This is a genomic window from Aquaspirillum sp. LM1, assembly GCF_002002905.1.
GTDB lineage: Bacteria > Pseudomonadota > Gammaproteobacteria > Burkholderiales > Aquaspirillaceae > Rivihabitans.
Window position 1 is genome coordinate 1,165,870 of the sequence record NZ_CP019509.1, and the last position, 15,765, is coordinate 1,181,634.

The window sequence follows — 15,765 nt, forward strand, 5'->3', positions numbered from 1 at the left end:
ACAGACGACAATCCAGCGCCGATCACACGGAAACCCCTCTATACTGGCCTTCATCCATTTGTAATATCGATGACAGGATTCAGCATGGACAACCTTCGCCCCACCGACCTGAAAACCATCCTGCACTCCAAGCGTGCCAATCTGTACTACCTGGAACACTGCCGGGTATTGGTGAATGGCGGACGGGTGGAATACGTGACCGACCAGGGCAAGCAATCGCTGTACTGGAATATCCCGATTGCCAACACCACCACCGTGCTGCTGGGTACGGGCACGTCAATCACTCAGGCCGCTGTGCGCGAACTGGCCAAGGCTGGGGTGATGCTGGGATTTTGTGGCGGTGGCGGCACGCCGTTATTTTCAGCCAACGAAATGGATATAGAAGTGGCCTGGTTTGCGCCGCAAAGCGAATACCGGCCCACCGAATATCTGCAGGCGTGGACACGCTTCTGGTTTGATGATGGCCAGCGACTGGCGGCGGCCAAGCTGTTTCAGTACGAGCGGTTGGGGCAGATTGTCCGGCACTGGCAGCAACGTGCACGCACCGAGGCCAGCTTTGGCTGCGATGCAGAACGGCTGAGCGCTGCGTTGGATGCCTCACGCGCACGCATTGAGCACGCCCCCGACCATACCGCTTTGCTGACCGAAGAAGCACGGCTGAGCAAAATACTGTTTCGCCTGGCCTGCGAGGCCACCGGGTATGGTGACTTTACCCGCGCCAAGGGCGGCTCGGGCAGTGACCCGGCCAATCGGTTTCTGGATCATGGCAATTATCTGGCTTACGGGCTGGCCGCCAGCGCCACCTGGGTGCTGGGCCTGCCGCATGGGCTGGCGGTGTTACACGGCAAAACCCGGCGTGGTGGCCTGGTGTTTGACGTGGCGGACCTGGTCAAAGACGCGCTGATTTTGCCCCAGGCTTTTGTCAGCGCCATGCGCGGCGATGATGAGCAGGCGTTTCGCCGCGCCTGCATCGAGACACTGACCCGCACCGAAGCGCTGGACAGCATGATCGACACCCTGAAAACCGTGGCCATCCGGCTGGGCAGTGGTCACGCAGGCCTCCGCGACGAGGGTACCGCATGAATATCCTGCTGATTTCGCAATGCCATAAAAATGCCCTGACCGAAACCCGGCGCATTCTCGACCAGTTTGCCGAGCGGCGCGGTGAGCGCACCTGGCAAACGCCGATCACTCAGGCTGGGCTGGACACGTTGCGCCGGCTGCTGCGCAAAAGCGCACGGCGCAATACGGCGGTGGCCTGCCACTGGATACGCGGTAAAGACCATAGTGAGTTGTTGTGGATTATTGGCGACGCCAGCCAGTTTAACGCCGACGGTGCCACGCCCACCAACCGCACCACGCGCAAGCTCACCCGCCACGCCCGGGAAAACCATTGGCACAGTTTGGAATGGATCAGCCAGCTGGCTTGCCTGGCGGCCTTGCTGCATGACTTGGGCAAGGCGTGCGCGGCGTTTCAGGCGCGGCTGCGCGCCGGCCACGTGGCCAGCCGCAATATTTACCGGCATGAATGGGTGTCCTTGCGGCTGTTTCAGGCATTCGTGGGCGTGGGGGCAGACGACGCCAGCTGGCTGCATCGGCTGGCCGAGGTGGACGGCCACAGCCCGGATGACTGGCTGCGCGGCCTGCTGCGCGACGGCCTGGATGCCGCTGCCCGCCAACAACCGCCCTTGGCCGACTTGCCGCCGCTGGCGCAGGCGGTGGGCTGGTTGATGCTGAGCCATCATCGTTTGCCGGTGGCGCCGTCCGACAAGCCGGAGGACGACAAGCCGGAAGACTGGCTGGGCAAGCGACTGAACAACCTGCATCCCGCCCTGTTGCATGACGTGCTGGACAAAATCCAGGCCGCCTGGAACGAGCGCCCCAGCCTGGCCAGCGCCGCAGAGATTGCCCCATATTGGCAATTTAGCCACGGCTTGCCCGTGGCGGACTTGGCCTGGCGCAAGCGCGCCGCCCGTTGCGCCCGTCGGCTGCTGGATGCGCGCCACCCGGCGGCGGGCGCATGGCTGGATGACCCCTATGTCATGCAGCTGAGCCGGCTGACGCTGATGCTGGCTGACCATTATTATTCCAGCCTCACCGACCCCACTCAGCGGCGTGGCTTGAACCCGCATTATCCGCTGCACGCCAACACTGGCCCGGGTGGCGTGCTCAAGCAAACGCTGGACGAGCATTTGCTGGGCGTGGCCTGGCACGCTGGCCAAATCGCCCATGCCTTGCCCGAGCTGGCCGAGCAGCTGCCGCGTTTGGCCCGACACAAAGGCTTGCAGCGCCACACCCGCGAGGCGCGGTTTCAGTGGCAAAACCGCGCGGCGGATTGCGCCGCCGCCATGCGTGCGCGCAGCCGCGAACACGGCGCGTTTATCGTCAATATGGCATCCACTGGCTGCGGTAAAACCCTGGGCAATGCGCGGGTGATGTACGCGCTGGCCGAGCCGACACAAGGGCTGCGCTGCGCATTTGCCCTGGGGCTGCGCACGCTGACGCTGCAAACCGGGCGCGCGTTTCGTCAGCAACTGCAACTGGGCGAGCATGAGCTGGCCATTCAAGTCGGCGGTGCCGCCAGTCGCCAGCTGTTCGAGCATTATCAAGAACTGGCCGAGCAATCCGGCTCGGCCTCCAGTCAGGATTTGCTGGCGGAAGACAGCCATGTGCTGTTTGAAGGCAATGACCAGCATCCGCTGTTGCAGCGGCTGGCGCATAGCCGGGGCATGCCGGCGCTGCTGGGCGCGCCCGTGCTGGTGTGCACGGTGGATCATCTGATTCCGGCGGGCGACAGCCTGCGCGGCGGAAGTCAGATTGCACCGATGCTGCGGCTGATGAGCGGGGATCTGGTGCTGGACGAGCCAGACGAATTCGACATCCGCGACCTGCCGGCGCTCACCCGATTGGTGTTTTACGCCGGCTTGCTGGGTAGCCGCGTGTTGCTGTCATCCGCCACCTTGCCGCCGGCGCTGGTGCAAGGGCTATTCGATGCTTATTTACAGGGCCGTCGGCATTTTCAGCGCAATCGCGGCGAGCGCCCGCAGCAGCCGCCAGCGGTGTGCTGCGCCTGGTTTGACGAGTTTCAGCACAGCCAGCATGACTGCGCCGAATCCGACGCCTTTGCCCACGCCCATCTGGCGTTTGCCCAGCGTCGCCACGCCCGACTGGCTGCCGCCGAACCGCGCCGACGCGCCGAGCTGTGGCCCTTGCATCTGCCGGTGGGCACCCAATTGCACGAAGCCTTGGCCGCCGAGCTGCTGCGTGCCTTGCCCGATTTGCACCATGCTCACGCCAACCGTGATCCGATCAGCGGCAAGCGGGTAAGTTTTGGCCTGGTGCGCATGGCCAATATCCGGCCCTTGGTGGCGGTGGCGCTGGCTATGTTCCGCCTGGGCGCGCCGGCTGGCCTGCGCCTGCATCTGTGCGTGTATCACTCGCAGTTTCCGTTGCTGCTGCGCTCCGCCATCGAACAGCAGCTGGATGGCGCACTGGATCGTCGCCAGCCCGACGCCGTATTTGCCCGCGACGATATTCGCCGCAGCCTGGACAGCCACCCAGAAGTCGACCAGCTGTTTGTCGTACTGGCATCGCCAGTGTGCGAAACTGGCCGGGATTTCTGCGTGGACTGGGCGCTGGCCGAGCCTTCTTCCATGCGTGCCTTGATTCAACTGGCTGGCCGCGTGCGCCGCCATCGCCCCGGTGCCGTGGTCAGCGCCAATCTGCGCGTATTCGACCACCCCTTGCGCCACTTTACCCACCCCAATCAAGCCGCCTACTGCCACCCCGGTTTTGAACAAACCGATCCGGCCACCTATCGCTTGCACAGCCATTGCCTGAGCGAGCTGCTGGAGCCCGGCGAGCTGGACGTGGTGGACGCCCGCCCTCGCCTGTTGGCACGCCAGCCACTGCACACCCAAACCCGGCTGGCCGACCTGGAACATGGGCGCGTGCAAGACCTGATGCGCGCGCCAGAGGCAGGCAAACCGCTTTCTGCCCGTGAACTGCGCAGCCGCAAACGTCATGCCGACCCACTGAACGCCGCCAGCATCTGGTCGCTGCCACGCGCCTGGCTGACCGGCGTGCTGCCGCAGCAACAACCCTTTCGGGAGCAAACCCGGCGAGAGGTCGAGCTGTGTTTTTTGCTGGAAGAAGATGGCGAGGATTACGCCATGCATCAGTTTCGCCCTGAGTTGAGCCCGGCATACAACCCCTATGTACGAGTGGACGGCGCGCTGCTGCATCGCATCGACGACGCACAACTGCGCGGCCCAGGCATCAGCCTGTGGGGCCAGGCCGATTACCTCGCTGCTGTGCAGCAACTGGCTGAGGGGCTGGACATTTCACCAGAGGAATGCGCCAGACGGTTTGGCAGGGTGCGGGTGGCGGAAGCGACCCAGGGGTGGGCGTTTCATCCGGCGCTTGGATTAGTTCAAGTTTTCAAACATAGGAATTTGACAGCGACGTCTACGGCTCCTACAATCTGAACACCTCAATGATCGTTGCCAGTCACAGGCTGTGTGCACAGGACTCGACAGGCTACGAGGGCGAGGGTTTCCGGCATGGGCAAATTGCCCGTGTCCCCAGGTTGGCAGGGTTTGTCGCTGGCAGGAGGGTATGGGGTGTGGTTAGACGCGACGCCAGGAGGTTATTAGCTGGTGGTTAGACTCAGGGCAGGGTTCTCGTTGGCGCGGGAACCCTGCTTTATTTTTTTGGGCGCTTATCTGCGCCTACGCCAGGCATCCCGTGATGTGCGGGATTTTGGCTCAATGCCGCGTGTCGCCAAACACCTCGTCCAGCGATTGCGCATCCAGCACCCGGTCACCCCAGATTTCCAGCTGGGCAGGCGTCGCAGCGGCCAGCCTGGCCTGCTGTACGGCGGACAGTTCACCAAAACGGCGGATGAGCTGGCGTTGCAATAACAGGGCTTCGCCCCGTTGCATGCCTTGCTGTATGCCCTTGGCAATCGCCTGGGCTTCCCAACGGTCGATATTGGTTTCCAGCATGTGCATCCCTTTCGTCAATTCTTCGGCATCGGGTGTCACCAGCCCAGGCATTCGACTTTTCAGCCGGTATTTTACCCAGTGCGCCAACACCCGGTCGAGACGCTGCTTGAATGGGGATTGGGCAATGGCTTCGGCCAGATTGCGAATCGCGCGTCTGGCCGCAGCGGTGTCGGGCGTGTGTTCAAAACAAAAAATCGCCGCCACCACCCGGTGCATGTCTTCCAGCTCGGCGGCAGCGAACGCGGCTTCATCCAGCAGCCAGAATTTCAGCTGCGGCTGAAACGGCTTGAGCACGGGCGGATGAGCGCAGATCAGATCGTAAACCTCACTGCTTTGTCGCCAGCGGGCGTCGCCGTTGTACAGCACGATGGGCAGCACTGGCGGCAGTCCGTCGGCGATGTCCACCGCCTTGCTGCGTAACAGATGATCGTACAGCGCGGCCACGTATTGCAGCATGCGCGCCGGCATGGCGTCGTCCGGGGTGGATTGGAACTCCAACAACAGATACAGATAAACGCGCTGCCCCTGTAGTTCAACTGACCAGACAACATCATCTGCCCGTGGCTTCATCGCCGGGGTGACGTAGTTGCCGTTTTCCAGCCGCAACGTGGTGTAGTCGAGCAACTCGGACACGCCCGGCGGGGCGAAAGCTTCCAGTAGCTCTTGCACCAGTTCGGCGTGAGAAAACAGGTATTTATAACCGCTGTCGTGGAGGTGGGCCATTGGTGCAGTGTAGCGTGATGGCTGGGTGGGCTCAAGGGGCTGTGGCGCAGAAAAGAACACGCACATGTGTGAACCCACGTTCCCAAAAAAAAATCGCCAGACACGCTGGCGATTAAAGAAAGTGCTGCCTATGCGGCAGTGAATGCTTCGCGATCATGCGATCACACATATTTCTCAGCTGCCTATTCGGCAGTTTTGTTGCGGAGCAATGGTAACACCTGCGTTTACAAAGAGGGTGAACGGAACATGTGTCGCGTTTTACCCGACTAAGAGCCGCTGCTTCATGACCATGATAACAAACATAGGTTCATATGAATAAACATAGGTTGACAATCTCAATCTGAGCTAGCTATGCTAAACACAACTCCACCATCGAGCGCTCTAGGCTGTGTGCATTCAGGACTCGAGGCTCTATGGTGGAGGGCTTCCGGCATGGGATGTTCCCGTGCCCCCACGCTAGCAGGGTTTGACGCCAGCAGGAGGGTGCAGGGTGTGATTAAACACACTGGGTTATTAGCATAAGCATGTACGGCTCTCGTTGGCGCGGGAGCCGTACATGTATGTGTGCCTGAATTTTACCGTAAAAACCTATCCTGGAGCTATTTGTATGGCCCCATCTGTTCCTGTGTTCCGTAGCGCCATCGCCGCTTTCATCGAAGAGCGTCTGGCCGCCAAGCTGGCCAAGCTGGATGCCGATGATCCCAAGTGCGCTGCATTGCGTGAGCAGTACCAATACCTCACCTGGCTGGACGACGCTGCCCGGCGGGTGCGGCAGATTCAACTGGTCACCCACACCCTGAAACCCATCCACCCCGATGCGCGCGGCAGCAATCTGTATGCGCCGCCGTCAACGCTGGCGGATTATCCCGAGCTGGGCAGCCATGCGCTGGCCGGGATGCATGCCGACGATGTGGTGGGCAATGCCGCCGCCCTGGATGTGTATAAGCTGCTAAAGCTGCAAATAGATGGCCGTTCGCTGTTGGATTGGCTGCGCGATGGCCACCCGGATGCCGTCGCCGCGCTCAGCGATGACGCGGACGATGCGCACACCCTGGCCGAGGCATTTGTGGGCATTGCCCAGCCACGCGCCGGGGGGCCGGCTTCTCACACCTACGCCAAGCAAGTGTTCTGGCTGGTGGGAGACGACCCGCTGGACGACGGGCAATATCACCTGCTCTCGCCCCTATATCCCAGCTCGCTGGCGCATGCGCTGTTTGCCGTGCTCAATGAGCACCGCTATGGCGAAGCCAACAAGCTGGCGCGCGAGGCCTTGCGCGCCCGGCGCGACCATGACCAGCCGTTTTATTCCTATCCGTCGCTGGCAGTGCAAAAGTTGGGCGGCTCAAAACCGCAAAATATCAGCCAGCTGAACAGCGAGCGTGGCGGCAATAACTACCTGCTCAGCAGCTTGCCGCCCATCTGGAAAAGCCATAAGGTTCGGCCACCCACAGGGGCGTCGGTGTTTGATTTGTTTGGCCGCCATGACGATGTGCGTCGGCTGGTGCATGGGCTGCGTCATTTTCTGGAAAGCAGCGCGCCAGATCGGGCTGATGGCGATGCCCCCGGCCCCAAGAACAACAGACACACCCGCGACATCCGCGACCGCTATTACGCTGACTTGATTGATGAGCTGGTGTTGTTTGGCGAAGAGCTGCAAGAACAACTGCCGGCCAACTGGAGCGCCCACGCTGACTGCGTACTGCACGAAGCAGAACAACTCTGGCTGGACCCCTACCGCTGCGAAACCGACCCCAAATTTTGCGCCAGCTGGATGGCCATGGACTGGCCGGCAGAAGTCGGCCAGCGCTTTGCCAATTGGCTGAACAAGCAGCTGGCGCAGCATTTGCCATTGGGCGAAGTGGAAATGCGCCACTGGCGCAAGGAGCTGCTGGTGGACGAACGGCTGGATGGCTGGGCGCGCCATCTGCACCGACAGCGCCGCGAGCAGGACGCACCGGCTTATATTCCCACTCGCGCCGCCACCCGGGAGGCCACATGAGCGCCACTTTGCCTGACAACGATGGCCTGCTGATTCTGCCGCGTCTGCGCATCCAGAACGCCAACGCCATTTCCAGCCCGTTCACCCATGGCTTTCCCGCTATCACCGCCTTTATTGGTCTGATGTGGGCGCTGGAGCGCAAGCTGGCTGAGCAGCAACTGCCGCTGATTTTCAACAGCGTTGGCGTGATCTGCCATGATTTTGCCGAGCAAACCCAGCCCGGCTATGTGCAAACTTTTCGTCTGACGCGCAACCCGCTGAACCAGCGCGGTGAGCCGCCAGCGATTGTCGAACACGGTCGCATGCACCTGACGCTGACCCTGGTGTTTGGCGTCAGTGGCGGCTTTGTTGAACTGGATGCCAACGCCCGCCATCAGCTGGCCGAGTGCGTGGCCGAACAACTGAGCTGCATGCGGGTAGCTGGCGGCAGCGTGCTGCCCGCCGCCGAGCCGCGCCCCGGCGGGCGTCGGCAGCAGCCCTGGCTGGAAGTGCTGAGCCAGGATAGCCAGGAGCGCGCCAACAGCTTTCGTCGTTTGCGCCGGCAATGGCTGCCCGGTTTTGCCCTGGTGAGCCGCGATGACCTGTTGACCAGCCATCTGCACACCCTGCGCCAGCATACCCCGGACACCAGTGTGCTGGATGCCTGGCTGGATCTGTCGCGCTTTAACTGGCGTCCGGCAGAGCGCGACAACCACGGCAAGGTGATCTGGCGGCATGATCGCCCGGCTGGCACCGGCTGGCTGGTACCCATTCCGGTCGGTTACGCCGCGCTGGGTGAGCTGCATCCGCCCGGCAGCGTGCGTGATGCCCGCGACACCAATACGCCGTTCCGCTTTGTTGAGGGGCTGTACAGCCTGGGGCAATGGATCAGCCCGCACCGGCTGGAACGCCCGGAGCAACTGCTATGGTTTGCCGACAGCCAACCCGAAGCTGGCCACTATCGCTGCCGCAACGCCTTTGCCGACACCCCCGCTGGCGCACTATCCGTCTGACCCCTGTTGAACATCCTGCAAGGAGACTTTACTCATGGCTCTGAAAACCGCATCTGTCCTCGCTTTTGAACGCAAACTCGACCCCTCCGACGCCCTGTTTCATGCGGGCCTGTGGAGTGAGCGCCAACAGGCTGACGCCTGGCCCGTGGTGGCGGTAAAAGAAAAATCCGTGCGCGGCACCATCTCCAACCGCCTGAAAACCAAAGATCAGGACCCGCTCAAGCTGGACGCCGCTATCCAAAACCCCAATCTGCAAACGGTAGACATCGCTGCCCTGCCCGCCCACGCCGACACCCTGAAAGTCAGCTTCACCCTGCGCGTGCTCAGCGGTGCCGGCCAACCCTCGGCCTGCAACGACAAAGCCTATCAAGACAAACTGCTGGCCACCGTGCACGATTATGTCCAGCGCCAAGGTTTTGCCGAACTGGCGCGCCGCTATGCCCACAACCTGGCCAATGGCCGCTTTTTGTGGCGCAACCGCACCGGCGCAGAAAACATCGAAATCCACATTGAACACCGCACCGCCGGCGAAGCCGCCAATACCTGGATATTCGACGCCCTGAGCCTGTCCCTGCGCCAGTTTGACGCTGTCAGCGCACCACTGGATGCCCTGTCGGCGCTGATTGCCGACGGCCTGGCTGGCGCGCGCCATGTGCTGCTGCACATCACCGCCTTTGTCCGCATCGGTGCCGGCCAGGAGGTATACCCCTCGCAAGAATTGGTGCTTAACCGCGAACGCGGCGGCAAGAGCAAAACCCTCTACACCGTTGGCGACGCCGCCGGCATGCACTCGCAAAAAATCGGCAACGCCATCCGCACCATCGACACCTGGTATCCCGAAGCCGACACCCTGGGCCTGGGGCCGATTGCCGTCGAACCGTATGGCTCGGTCACCACCCAGGGCAAGGCCTACCGCCAGCCAAAAGCCAAGCAGGATTTTTACACCCTGCTGGACAACTGGGTGCTGAAAGACCAAATTCCGGCGCTGGAGCAGCAGCACTTTGTCATCGCCACGCTGATTCGCGGTGGCGTGTTTGGCGAGTCGGAAGACAAGTAACATGGACCACTACCTCGACCTGCACCTGCTACCCGATCCGGAGTTCTCATCGGCCCAACTGATGAGCGCACTGTTTGCCAAGCTGCACCGTGCCCTGGTGGCGCAGCCAGATGTGCACATCGGCGTCAGCCTGCCGCAAGCGCGCGCCGGCCAGCGCTCAACCGATGAACAGCCCGGCACGCAGCCTTACCTGGGCCAACACCTGCGCCTGCACGGCCAGGCCGATGCGCTGGCGGCGCTGATGGCCCAGCCGTGGCTTTCTGGCATGCGTGACCATGTTAACCTCAGCGCCATCACCCCCGCCCCGGCCAATGCCCCGCACCGGCTGGTGCGCCGGGTACAGGCCGACAGCAATCCGGAGCGTCTGCGTCGCCGGCTGTGCAAACGTCACACCCTGAGTGAAGAAGACGCCCGCCAACGCATCCCCAACCGCGCCGCCCACTATCTGGAGTTGCCCTATGTGCAATTGCGCAGCCAGAGCACCGGCCAGCACTTTTTGCTGTTCATCGACCAAGGTGCCAACCTGCCAGAGCCTTGCCTGGGTGGCTTTAACCGCTACGGCCTGAGCCAGGGTGGCAGCGTGCCCTGGTTCTGACTCTGCGCCGACCCTTTTTTTTACCAGGGAATTCGGTGCTAACAAAATCAAGCACTTAGCGACTTGGTGAAAAAAAGGGGGTTGGCGGGCTGGTCCAATGGAATGGTTGGTGTAACAATGACTTAGCGGAAAAGTGCTCTAGTTCACTGCCGAATAGGCAGCTTAGAAAGCCCCCAGCCCCTCACCCCGCCAGGGCGCTGGGTTCACTGCCGAATAGGCAGCTTAGAAATTCACCGTCCGCCGGCGCTGGCCAGGTTCGCCGTTCACTGCCGAATAGGCAGCTTAGAAACAACCGTCCCGAACTTCTGGCCGCTCCTTATCTGTTCACTGCCGAATAGGCAGCTTAGAAAGGCGGGCAGCGCCCGTGGCCGAAGGCCAGCGCGTTCACTGCCGAATAGGCAGCTTAGAAACGACGTAATTCGCTTGCGTCTGATCATTCGAGGTTCACTGCCGAATAGGCAGCTTAGAAATTGCATTTCATGGCGTCCGGAACATTGATGGCGTTCACTGCCGAATAGGCAGCTTAGAAAGCCCCGGTCGATTTATCCACCGCTGCCGGATAGTTCACTGCCGAATAGGCAGCTTAGAAATGGCGGGGTGAGGGGCTGGGGGCGAGCGCAGCGTTCACTGCCGAATAGGCAGCTTAGAAAGTTATTGCAACACCCTCGGCCACCCGCACTTGGTTCACTGCCGAATAGGCAGCTTAGAAACAATGGCGACGTGGACGCCCCTGGCGTGTATGGTTCACTGCCGAATAGGCAGCTTAGAAAGCCCCGACCGCCCCGACCGCCCCGACCGCCCCGTTCACTGCCGAATAGGCAGCTTAGAAACTGTTGACTCTCACGCTCTTGGGTTCTTTGTCGTTCACTGCCGAATAGGCAGCTTAGAAATGGAGCCGGGCACGGCGTCGTAAAATGCCGGCGTTCACTGCCGAATAGGCAGCTTAGAAATGCCGCCGACGTGATTGGTCTGGCCGCCGCAAGTTCACTGCCGAATAGGCAGCTTAGAAATTCACCGTTCGCCGGCGCTGGCCAAGGTTCGCGTTCACTGCCGAATAGGCAGCTTAGAAACGGCGCTGCCGTGGTCTACCAGGCGGTTTCACTGTTCACTGCCGAATAGGCAGCTTAGAAATTATCGAGCTCTGACGCAGAGTAAAGCGGCATGTTCACTGCCGAATAGGCAGCTTAGAAAGCGAGCCAGCCGACCTGAAGGTCTATGCTGACGTTCACTGCCGAATAGGCAGCTTAGAAACACACCCAGGCGGCGTCCGGCGCGTCGTGCTCGTTCACTGCCGAATAGGCAGCTTAGAAAAATTGCTAATGCGCTATTTGACTGTGCTGTTAGTTCACTGCCGAATAGGCAGCTTAGAAATAATGCCGAATCGCGTCTAAGTTGAATTCTTTCGTTCACTGCCGAATAGGCAGCTTAGAAAATCGCCCAGGCGCACGACAGCGGGCTGATCGAGTTCACTGCCGAATAGGCAGCTTAGAAATGGCCCCCGGCTCGCGCGCCATCCTGATGGCTGTTCACTGCCGAATAGGCAGCTTAGAAAAGCACCATCAAGTGCTAGCGCAATGTGCCTGTTGTTCACTGCCGAATAGGCAGCTTAGAAAAGCCCGCCAGCGCTGCCGACACGCACAGATACGTTCACTGCCGAATAGGCAGCTTAGAAATGGCAGTTGCTCTGGCCGGCGGCCATGCTCAAGTTCACTGCCGAATAGGCAGCTTATGTCCGCGCAGTTCACTGCCGAATAGGCAGCTTAGAAAAGCAGCTGGTCGAGGATGTTTTGCTGATAGTCGTTCACTGCCGAATAGGCAGCTTAGAAAACAAACTGCCCAGGCCATCAAACGCAGCATTCGTTCACTGCCGAATAGGCAGCTTAGAAAGCCGCGCCGCACTGCGCTGACCCAGCGGCATGGTTCACTGCCGAATAGGCAGCTTAGAAAGCAGAGGCCGCCGCCCAGTTTGAAGGCATGGCGTTCACTGCCGAATAGGCAGCTTAGAAACAGACTGGGTTGATTTACGGCCAGCGCTGTGCAGTTCACTGCCGAATAGGCAGCTTAGAAATGGCTGCATCAGTCGCATGCTCCTTCACGCAGGTTCACTGCCGAATAGGCAGCTTAGAAAAGACGGCACTGAGCGCGATTACTGGCAAGGCCGTTCACTGCCGAATAGGCAGCTTAGAAAACCAATTGCCGGCTGGCAGCATTGGAAATCACGTTCACTGCCGAATAGGCAGCTTAGAAAGTACTGATCTACGACGAGCCCAGCGGCGCGGTGTTCACTGCCGAATAGGCAGCTTAGAAAGATCACCTCGGCCATCCGCGCCGCGCGAATTTGTTCACTGCCGAATAGGCAGCTTAGAAAACGGAAAGCAGCAGCAAACAGGTCTTGATAAGGTTCACTGCCGAATAGGCAGCTTAGGGACGCGCTGATTTATTCAGAAAAATCGTGTTTGCCAAAAGCAAAACCCAGCAAAATCAACATCCTGGATTCCTACCTTCGCGGGAATGACGATTTTTTCAGCGTATCCTTAGAAAATCGCCACAAGGATCACTGGCAGCTTTGCCGGGTTCACTGCCGAATAGGCAGCTTAGAAAAGCAACTGGGCAACACCCCCAGCCAGACCATTGTTCACTGCCGAATAGGCAGCTTAGAAATCAGGTGCCGTGCAGAATTTTAGTGGGGGGCTGTTCACTGCCGAATAGGCAGCTTAGAAAAGTCCGGCTTGAGCCGAACGACTCTTCTGGTCGTTCACTGCCGAATAGGCAGCTTAGAAAACCCTGCGCAGGGTGCTTGCGGGATATACAGCGTTCACTGCCGAATAGGCAGCTTAGAAACGCACCAGGCGCAGGCCGGGGCGCTGGGCGGCGTTCACTGCCGAATAGGCAGCTTAGAAAAGCGACGCAAACGCAGCCGCCATCTTGATAATTGTTCACTGCCGAATAGGCAGCTTAGAAAACGCATATCTGTACAAGGTGCTGGCCGGCGGCGTTCACTGCCGAATAGGCAGCTTAGAAAGATACCCATCACATGGACTGAGCTGTCGGCATGTTCACTGCCGAATAGGCAGCTTAGAAAATCAAAATCAATGGCACAACGATTGAGTGCTGGTTCACTGCCGAATAGGCAGCTTAGAAAAGCCGCTCAGCTGTGGTCTGGATATCCTGGCCGTTCACTGCCGAATAGGCAGCTTAGAAACCTAGCCTGCGGTGAACAGGTCAGTTGACGTAGTTCACTGCCGAACAGGCAGCTTAGAAATGTGGGTGGTGCTGGTGCCGGAATCTGAGTACGTTCACTGCCGAATAGGCAGCTTAGAAATAAATGAGCAAGGGCGTCGGCGGCACGGTCGGGTTCACTGCCGAATAGGCAGCTTAGAAAAGGCTCGTCGTCGCCACCGACCGGCTCACGGTGTTCACTGCCGAATAGGCAGCTTAGAAAGCTTGATCAGCTCGCGCAGCGCGGGCAGCTCAGTTCACTGCCGAATAGGCAGCTTAGGACGCGCTGATTTATTCAGAAAAACCGTTTTTGCCAAAAACAAAGCCCAGCAAAATCAACACCCTGGATTCCCGCCTTCGCGGGAATGACGATTTTTTCAGCGTATCCCTTAGAAAATCGCGTCATACACAGATGCGAATGCAGTGTCGTTCACTGCCGAATAGGCAGCTTAGAAAACAAGAAGCAGTAATGGCTTTGGCCCAGACCCGTTCACTGCCGAATAGGCAGCTTAGAAATATTTCGGTAGTGCTGATACCTTTGATCTGATGTTCACTGCCGAATAGGCAGCTTAGAAAATCTCGGTGGCCAACTGTTCCAGAGCGTGGGAGTTCACTGCCGAATAGGCAGCTTAGAAAATCTCGGTGGCCAACTGTTCCAGAGCGTGGGAGTTCACTGCCGAATAGGCAGCTTAGAAATGTCAGTCTGTGATAAACGCAATGCTCAGCTGGTTCACTGCCGAATAAGCAGCTTAGAAAGTCCGCAGCCGCACAGCTTTTTCGGCCTTTGAGTGCACTGCCGAATAGGCAACTTCGGAATGCACTGATTTATTTCAGAACCCTCCAATTGCTTTTGCCAAAAGCAAATCCCAGAAAAATAAAAACCCTGGATTCCCGCCTTCGCGGGAATGACGCTTTCCCCACATATGCTTAATTAATCAATACACCCAGCTCGCCATCACATAGCCCTGGGTGCGTTCCGGCAATTGGCGAATCAGTGCGCTGGCGGGGCCGGTGTGGTGGCGCAGGCCGGTTTCCAGTTTCAGCCGGTCGCCTTGCCAGGCGAGTGCGGCAGTGAGCATGCAGCCGCCGTCCTGTGGGTGGTACAGCACGTCAATGGCCGGTTGCCAGTTGTCGTGGGTCCAGCTGAGCCGGGCAAACAGGGTGTTGCGGTGCAGGGCGCTGGCGGTGTTGAAGGCGGAGGCTTGCCAGGCCTGGTTGCCGGCCACGGCCTGGGCCGGTGCGCCGGCGCGGGCCAACTGGGCCAGTTCGGCGTTGTGGGCGGCCCAGCCGCGCCAGCTGGCGGCGCTGGGGGCGGTGTCGTCGCGCCAGGCTTCCAGCAGCATGCTGACTTGCTCGGCAGTGGTCCAGCTGCCGCCGATCAGCCATTGCCGCGCCGGGCCGGCCTGCTGGTGCAGCCAGGGGTTGCGGCTGGCCAGGGGCGCGCCGGGGTTGACGTAGGTCACGCTGTCGTCGCGGCGCAGGTAGCGCGCCGAGGCGTGCAGCTCTATTGCATCGCTGACCACCCAGGCCAGCGCTGCGCCCACGCTGGCTCCGGTGCGGGTGCCCAGGCGGGCAAAGCCGTGCCAGTCGATGCTGCCGTCGCGTTGATACAGGCGTGCGGCCAGGGCGGGTTCGCCGGCGTCGGTGGCGTCGCGGTGGGCGGTGGGGTTAACCGCCACCAGCGTCCAGGCACGGTCGGCGGTAAAATATTCGCCCATCAGCAGCGGGCGGCCTTCCAGCGGCAGGCTGAGCAGGCGGCGGCGGCTTTCCTGCTGTACCACGTCGTTGGGCCGAAAACCGTAGCCCACATCCCAGCTCAGCACTTTTTTGCCGGCGCTCCACTGCCAGCCGTTTGCGCCGCCGGCCAGATAGGCTTCGTTGATGCCCAGCCGGCCCTGGCTGAGCTCGCCTTCCGGGCGTTCGCTGCGCGCCAGCAGGTCGGCGCTAAAGCGCAGCGGGCCGAGCGGTGCGCTGCCTTGCAGCCCGGCTTCGAGCACGGCGGTAGATGGCGCGCTGACGGCCAGCCCGGCGGCGTGGGCGGCGGCCAGTGGGCCGCTGTCGGTGGCGTGGGCGCTGGTCCAGCGCGTGCGCAGGGTGGCGTTCCAGCTGGCGTCTTCGGCGTGGGCCAGCGCGGCGCATCCGCTGGTCAGGGCAAGCAGCACAAGCCGGCGCAT

Annotated in this window: 8 protein-coding genes and 4 CRISPR repeat arrays; of the genes, 6 read left to right on the forward strand and 2 right to left on the reverse strand. The window is 60.6% G+C overall.

Translation table 11 applies throughout. The features are described from left to right. Positions 1 to 84 precede the first annotated feature (84 nt). Both cas1f and cas3f read left to right on the forward strand, forming a co-directional pair. Positions 85 to 1,083 carry a type I-F CRISPR-associated endonuclease Cas1f gene (gene cas1f / locus BXU06_RS05090; RefSeq protein WP_077297435.1) on the forward strand — a complete coding sequence of 333 codons (999 nt, stop codon included), beginning with the start codon at positions 85 to 87 and terminating at the stop codon, positions 1,081 to 1,083. Then, complete coding sequence (gene cas3f, locus BXU06_RS05095; protein ID WP_077297437.1) at positions 1,080 to 4,487, forward strand: type I-F CRISPR-associated helicase Cas3f; 3,408 nt, start codon at positions 1,080 to 1,082, stop codon at positions 4,485 to 4,487. The genes cas1f and cas3f overlap by 4 nt, the downstream gene beginning before the upstream one ends. Positions 4,488 to 4,766: 279 nt before the next feature. Here the strand turns inward: cas3f and BXU06_RS05100 are convergent, their stop codons facing one another. Further along, positions 4,767 to 5,729 (reverse strand): Rpn family recombination-promoting nuclease/putative transposase, encoded by a 963-nt coding sequence (locus tag BXU06_RS05100; protein WP_171982115.1) that lies wholly within the window; start codon positions 5,727 to 5,729, stop codon positions 4,767 to 4,769. Between the two features lie 607 nt (positions 5,730 to 6,336). Here BXU06_RS05100 and csy1 point away from each other — a divergent pair. From csy1 to cas6f, 4 genes are read left to right on the forward strand one after another with little or no spacing between them, the layout of a single operon-like run. Continuing rightward, the gene (gene csy1, locus BXU06_RS05105; RefSeq protein WP_077297441.1) at positions 6,337 to 7,728 is read left to right on the forward strand and encodes a type I-F CRISPR-associated protein Csy1; all 1,392 of its coding nucleotides are present in this window, start codon (positions 6,337 to 6,339) and stop codon (positions 7,726 to 7,728) included. Then, entirely contained in the window at positions 7,725 to 8,720 is a 996-nt protein-coding gene (gene csy2 / locus BXU06_RS05110; RefSeq protein ID WP_077297443.1) for a type I-F CRISPR-associated protein Csy2, read from the forward strand. Before csy1 ends, csy2 begins: the two co-directional genes overlap by 4 nt. Before the next feature lie 34 nt (positions 8,721 to 8,754). Beyond that, positions 8,755 to 9,777 carry a type I-F CRISPR-associated protein Csy3 gene (gene csy3 / locus BXU06_RS05115; RefSeq protein ID WP_077297445.1) on the forward strand — a complete coding sequence of 341 codons (1,023 nt, stop codon included), beginning with the start codon at positions 8,755 to 8,757 and terminating at the stop codon, positions 9,775 to 9,777. A gap of 1 nt (position 9,778) precedes the next feature. Further along, positions 9,779 to 10,372, forward strand: a complete 594-nt coding sequence (gene cas6f, locus BXU06_RS05120) for a type I-F CRISPR-associated endoribonuclease Cas6/Csy4 (RefSeq protein ID WP_077297447.1) — start codon at positions 9,779 to 9,781, stop codon at positions 10,370 to 10,372. A 141-nt stretch (positions 10,373 to 10,513) separates the two neighbouring features. Continuing rightward, positions 10,514 to 12,105: direct repeats of the CRISPR family, unit length 28 nt; unit sequence GTTCACTGCCGAATAGGCAGCTTAGAAA. 6 nt (positions 12,106 to 12,111) lie between these two features. Beyond that, positions 12,112 to 12,800: a CRISPR direct-repeat array (repeat unit 28 nt; unit sequence GTTCACTGCCGAATAGGCAGCTTAGAAA). 145 nt (positions 12,801 to 12,945) lie between these two features. Continuing rightward, positions 12,946 to 13,874: a CRISPR direct-repeat array (repeat unit 28 nt; unit sequence GTTCACTGCCGAATAGGCAGCTTAGAAA). 145 nt (positions 13,875 to 14,019) lie between these two features. Then, positions 14,020 to 14,407: a CRISPR direct-repeat array (repeat unit 28 nt; unit sequence GTTCACTGCCGAATAGGCAGCTTAGAAA). 119 nt (positions 14,408 to 14,526) lie between these two features. Here the strand turns inward: cas6f and BXU06_RS05125 are convergent. Beyond that, positions 14,527 to 15,765 (reverse strand): hypothetical protein, encoded by a 1,239-nt coding sequence (locus BXU06_RS05125; protein WP_077297449.1) that lies wholly within the window; start codon positions 15,763 to 15,765, stop codon positions 14,527 to 14,529.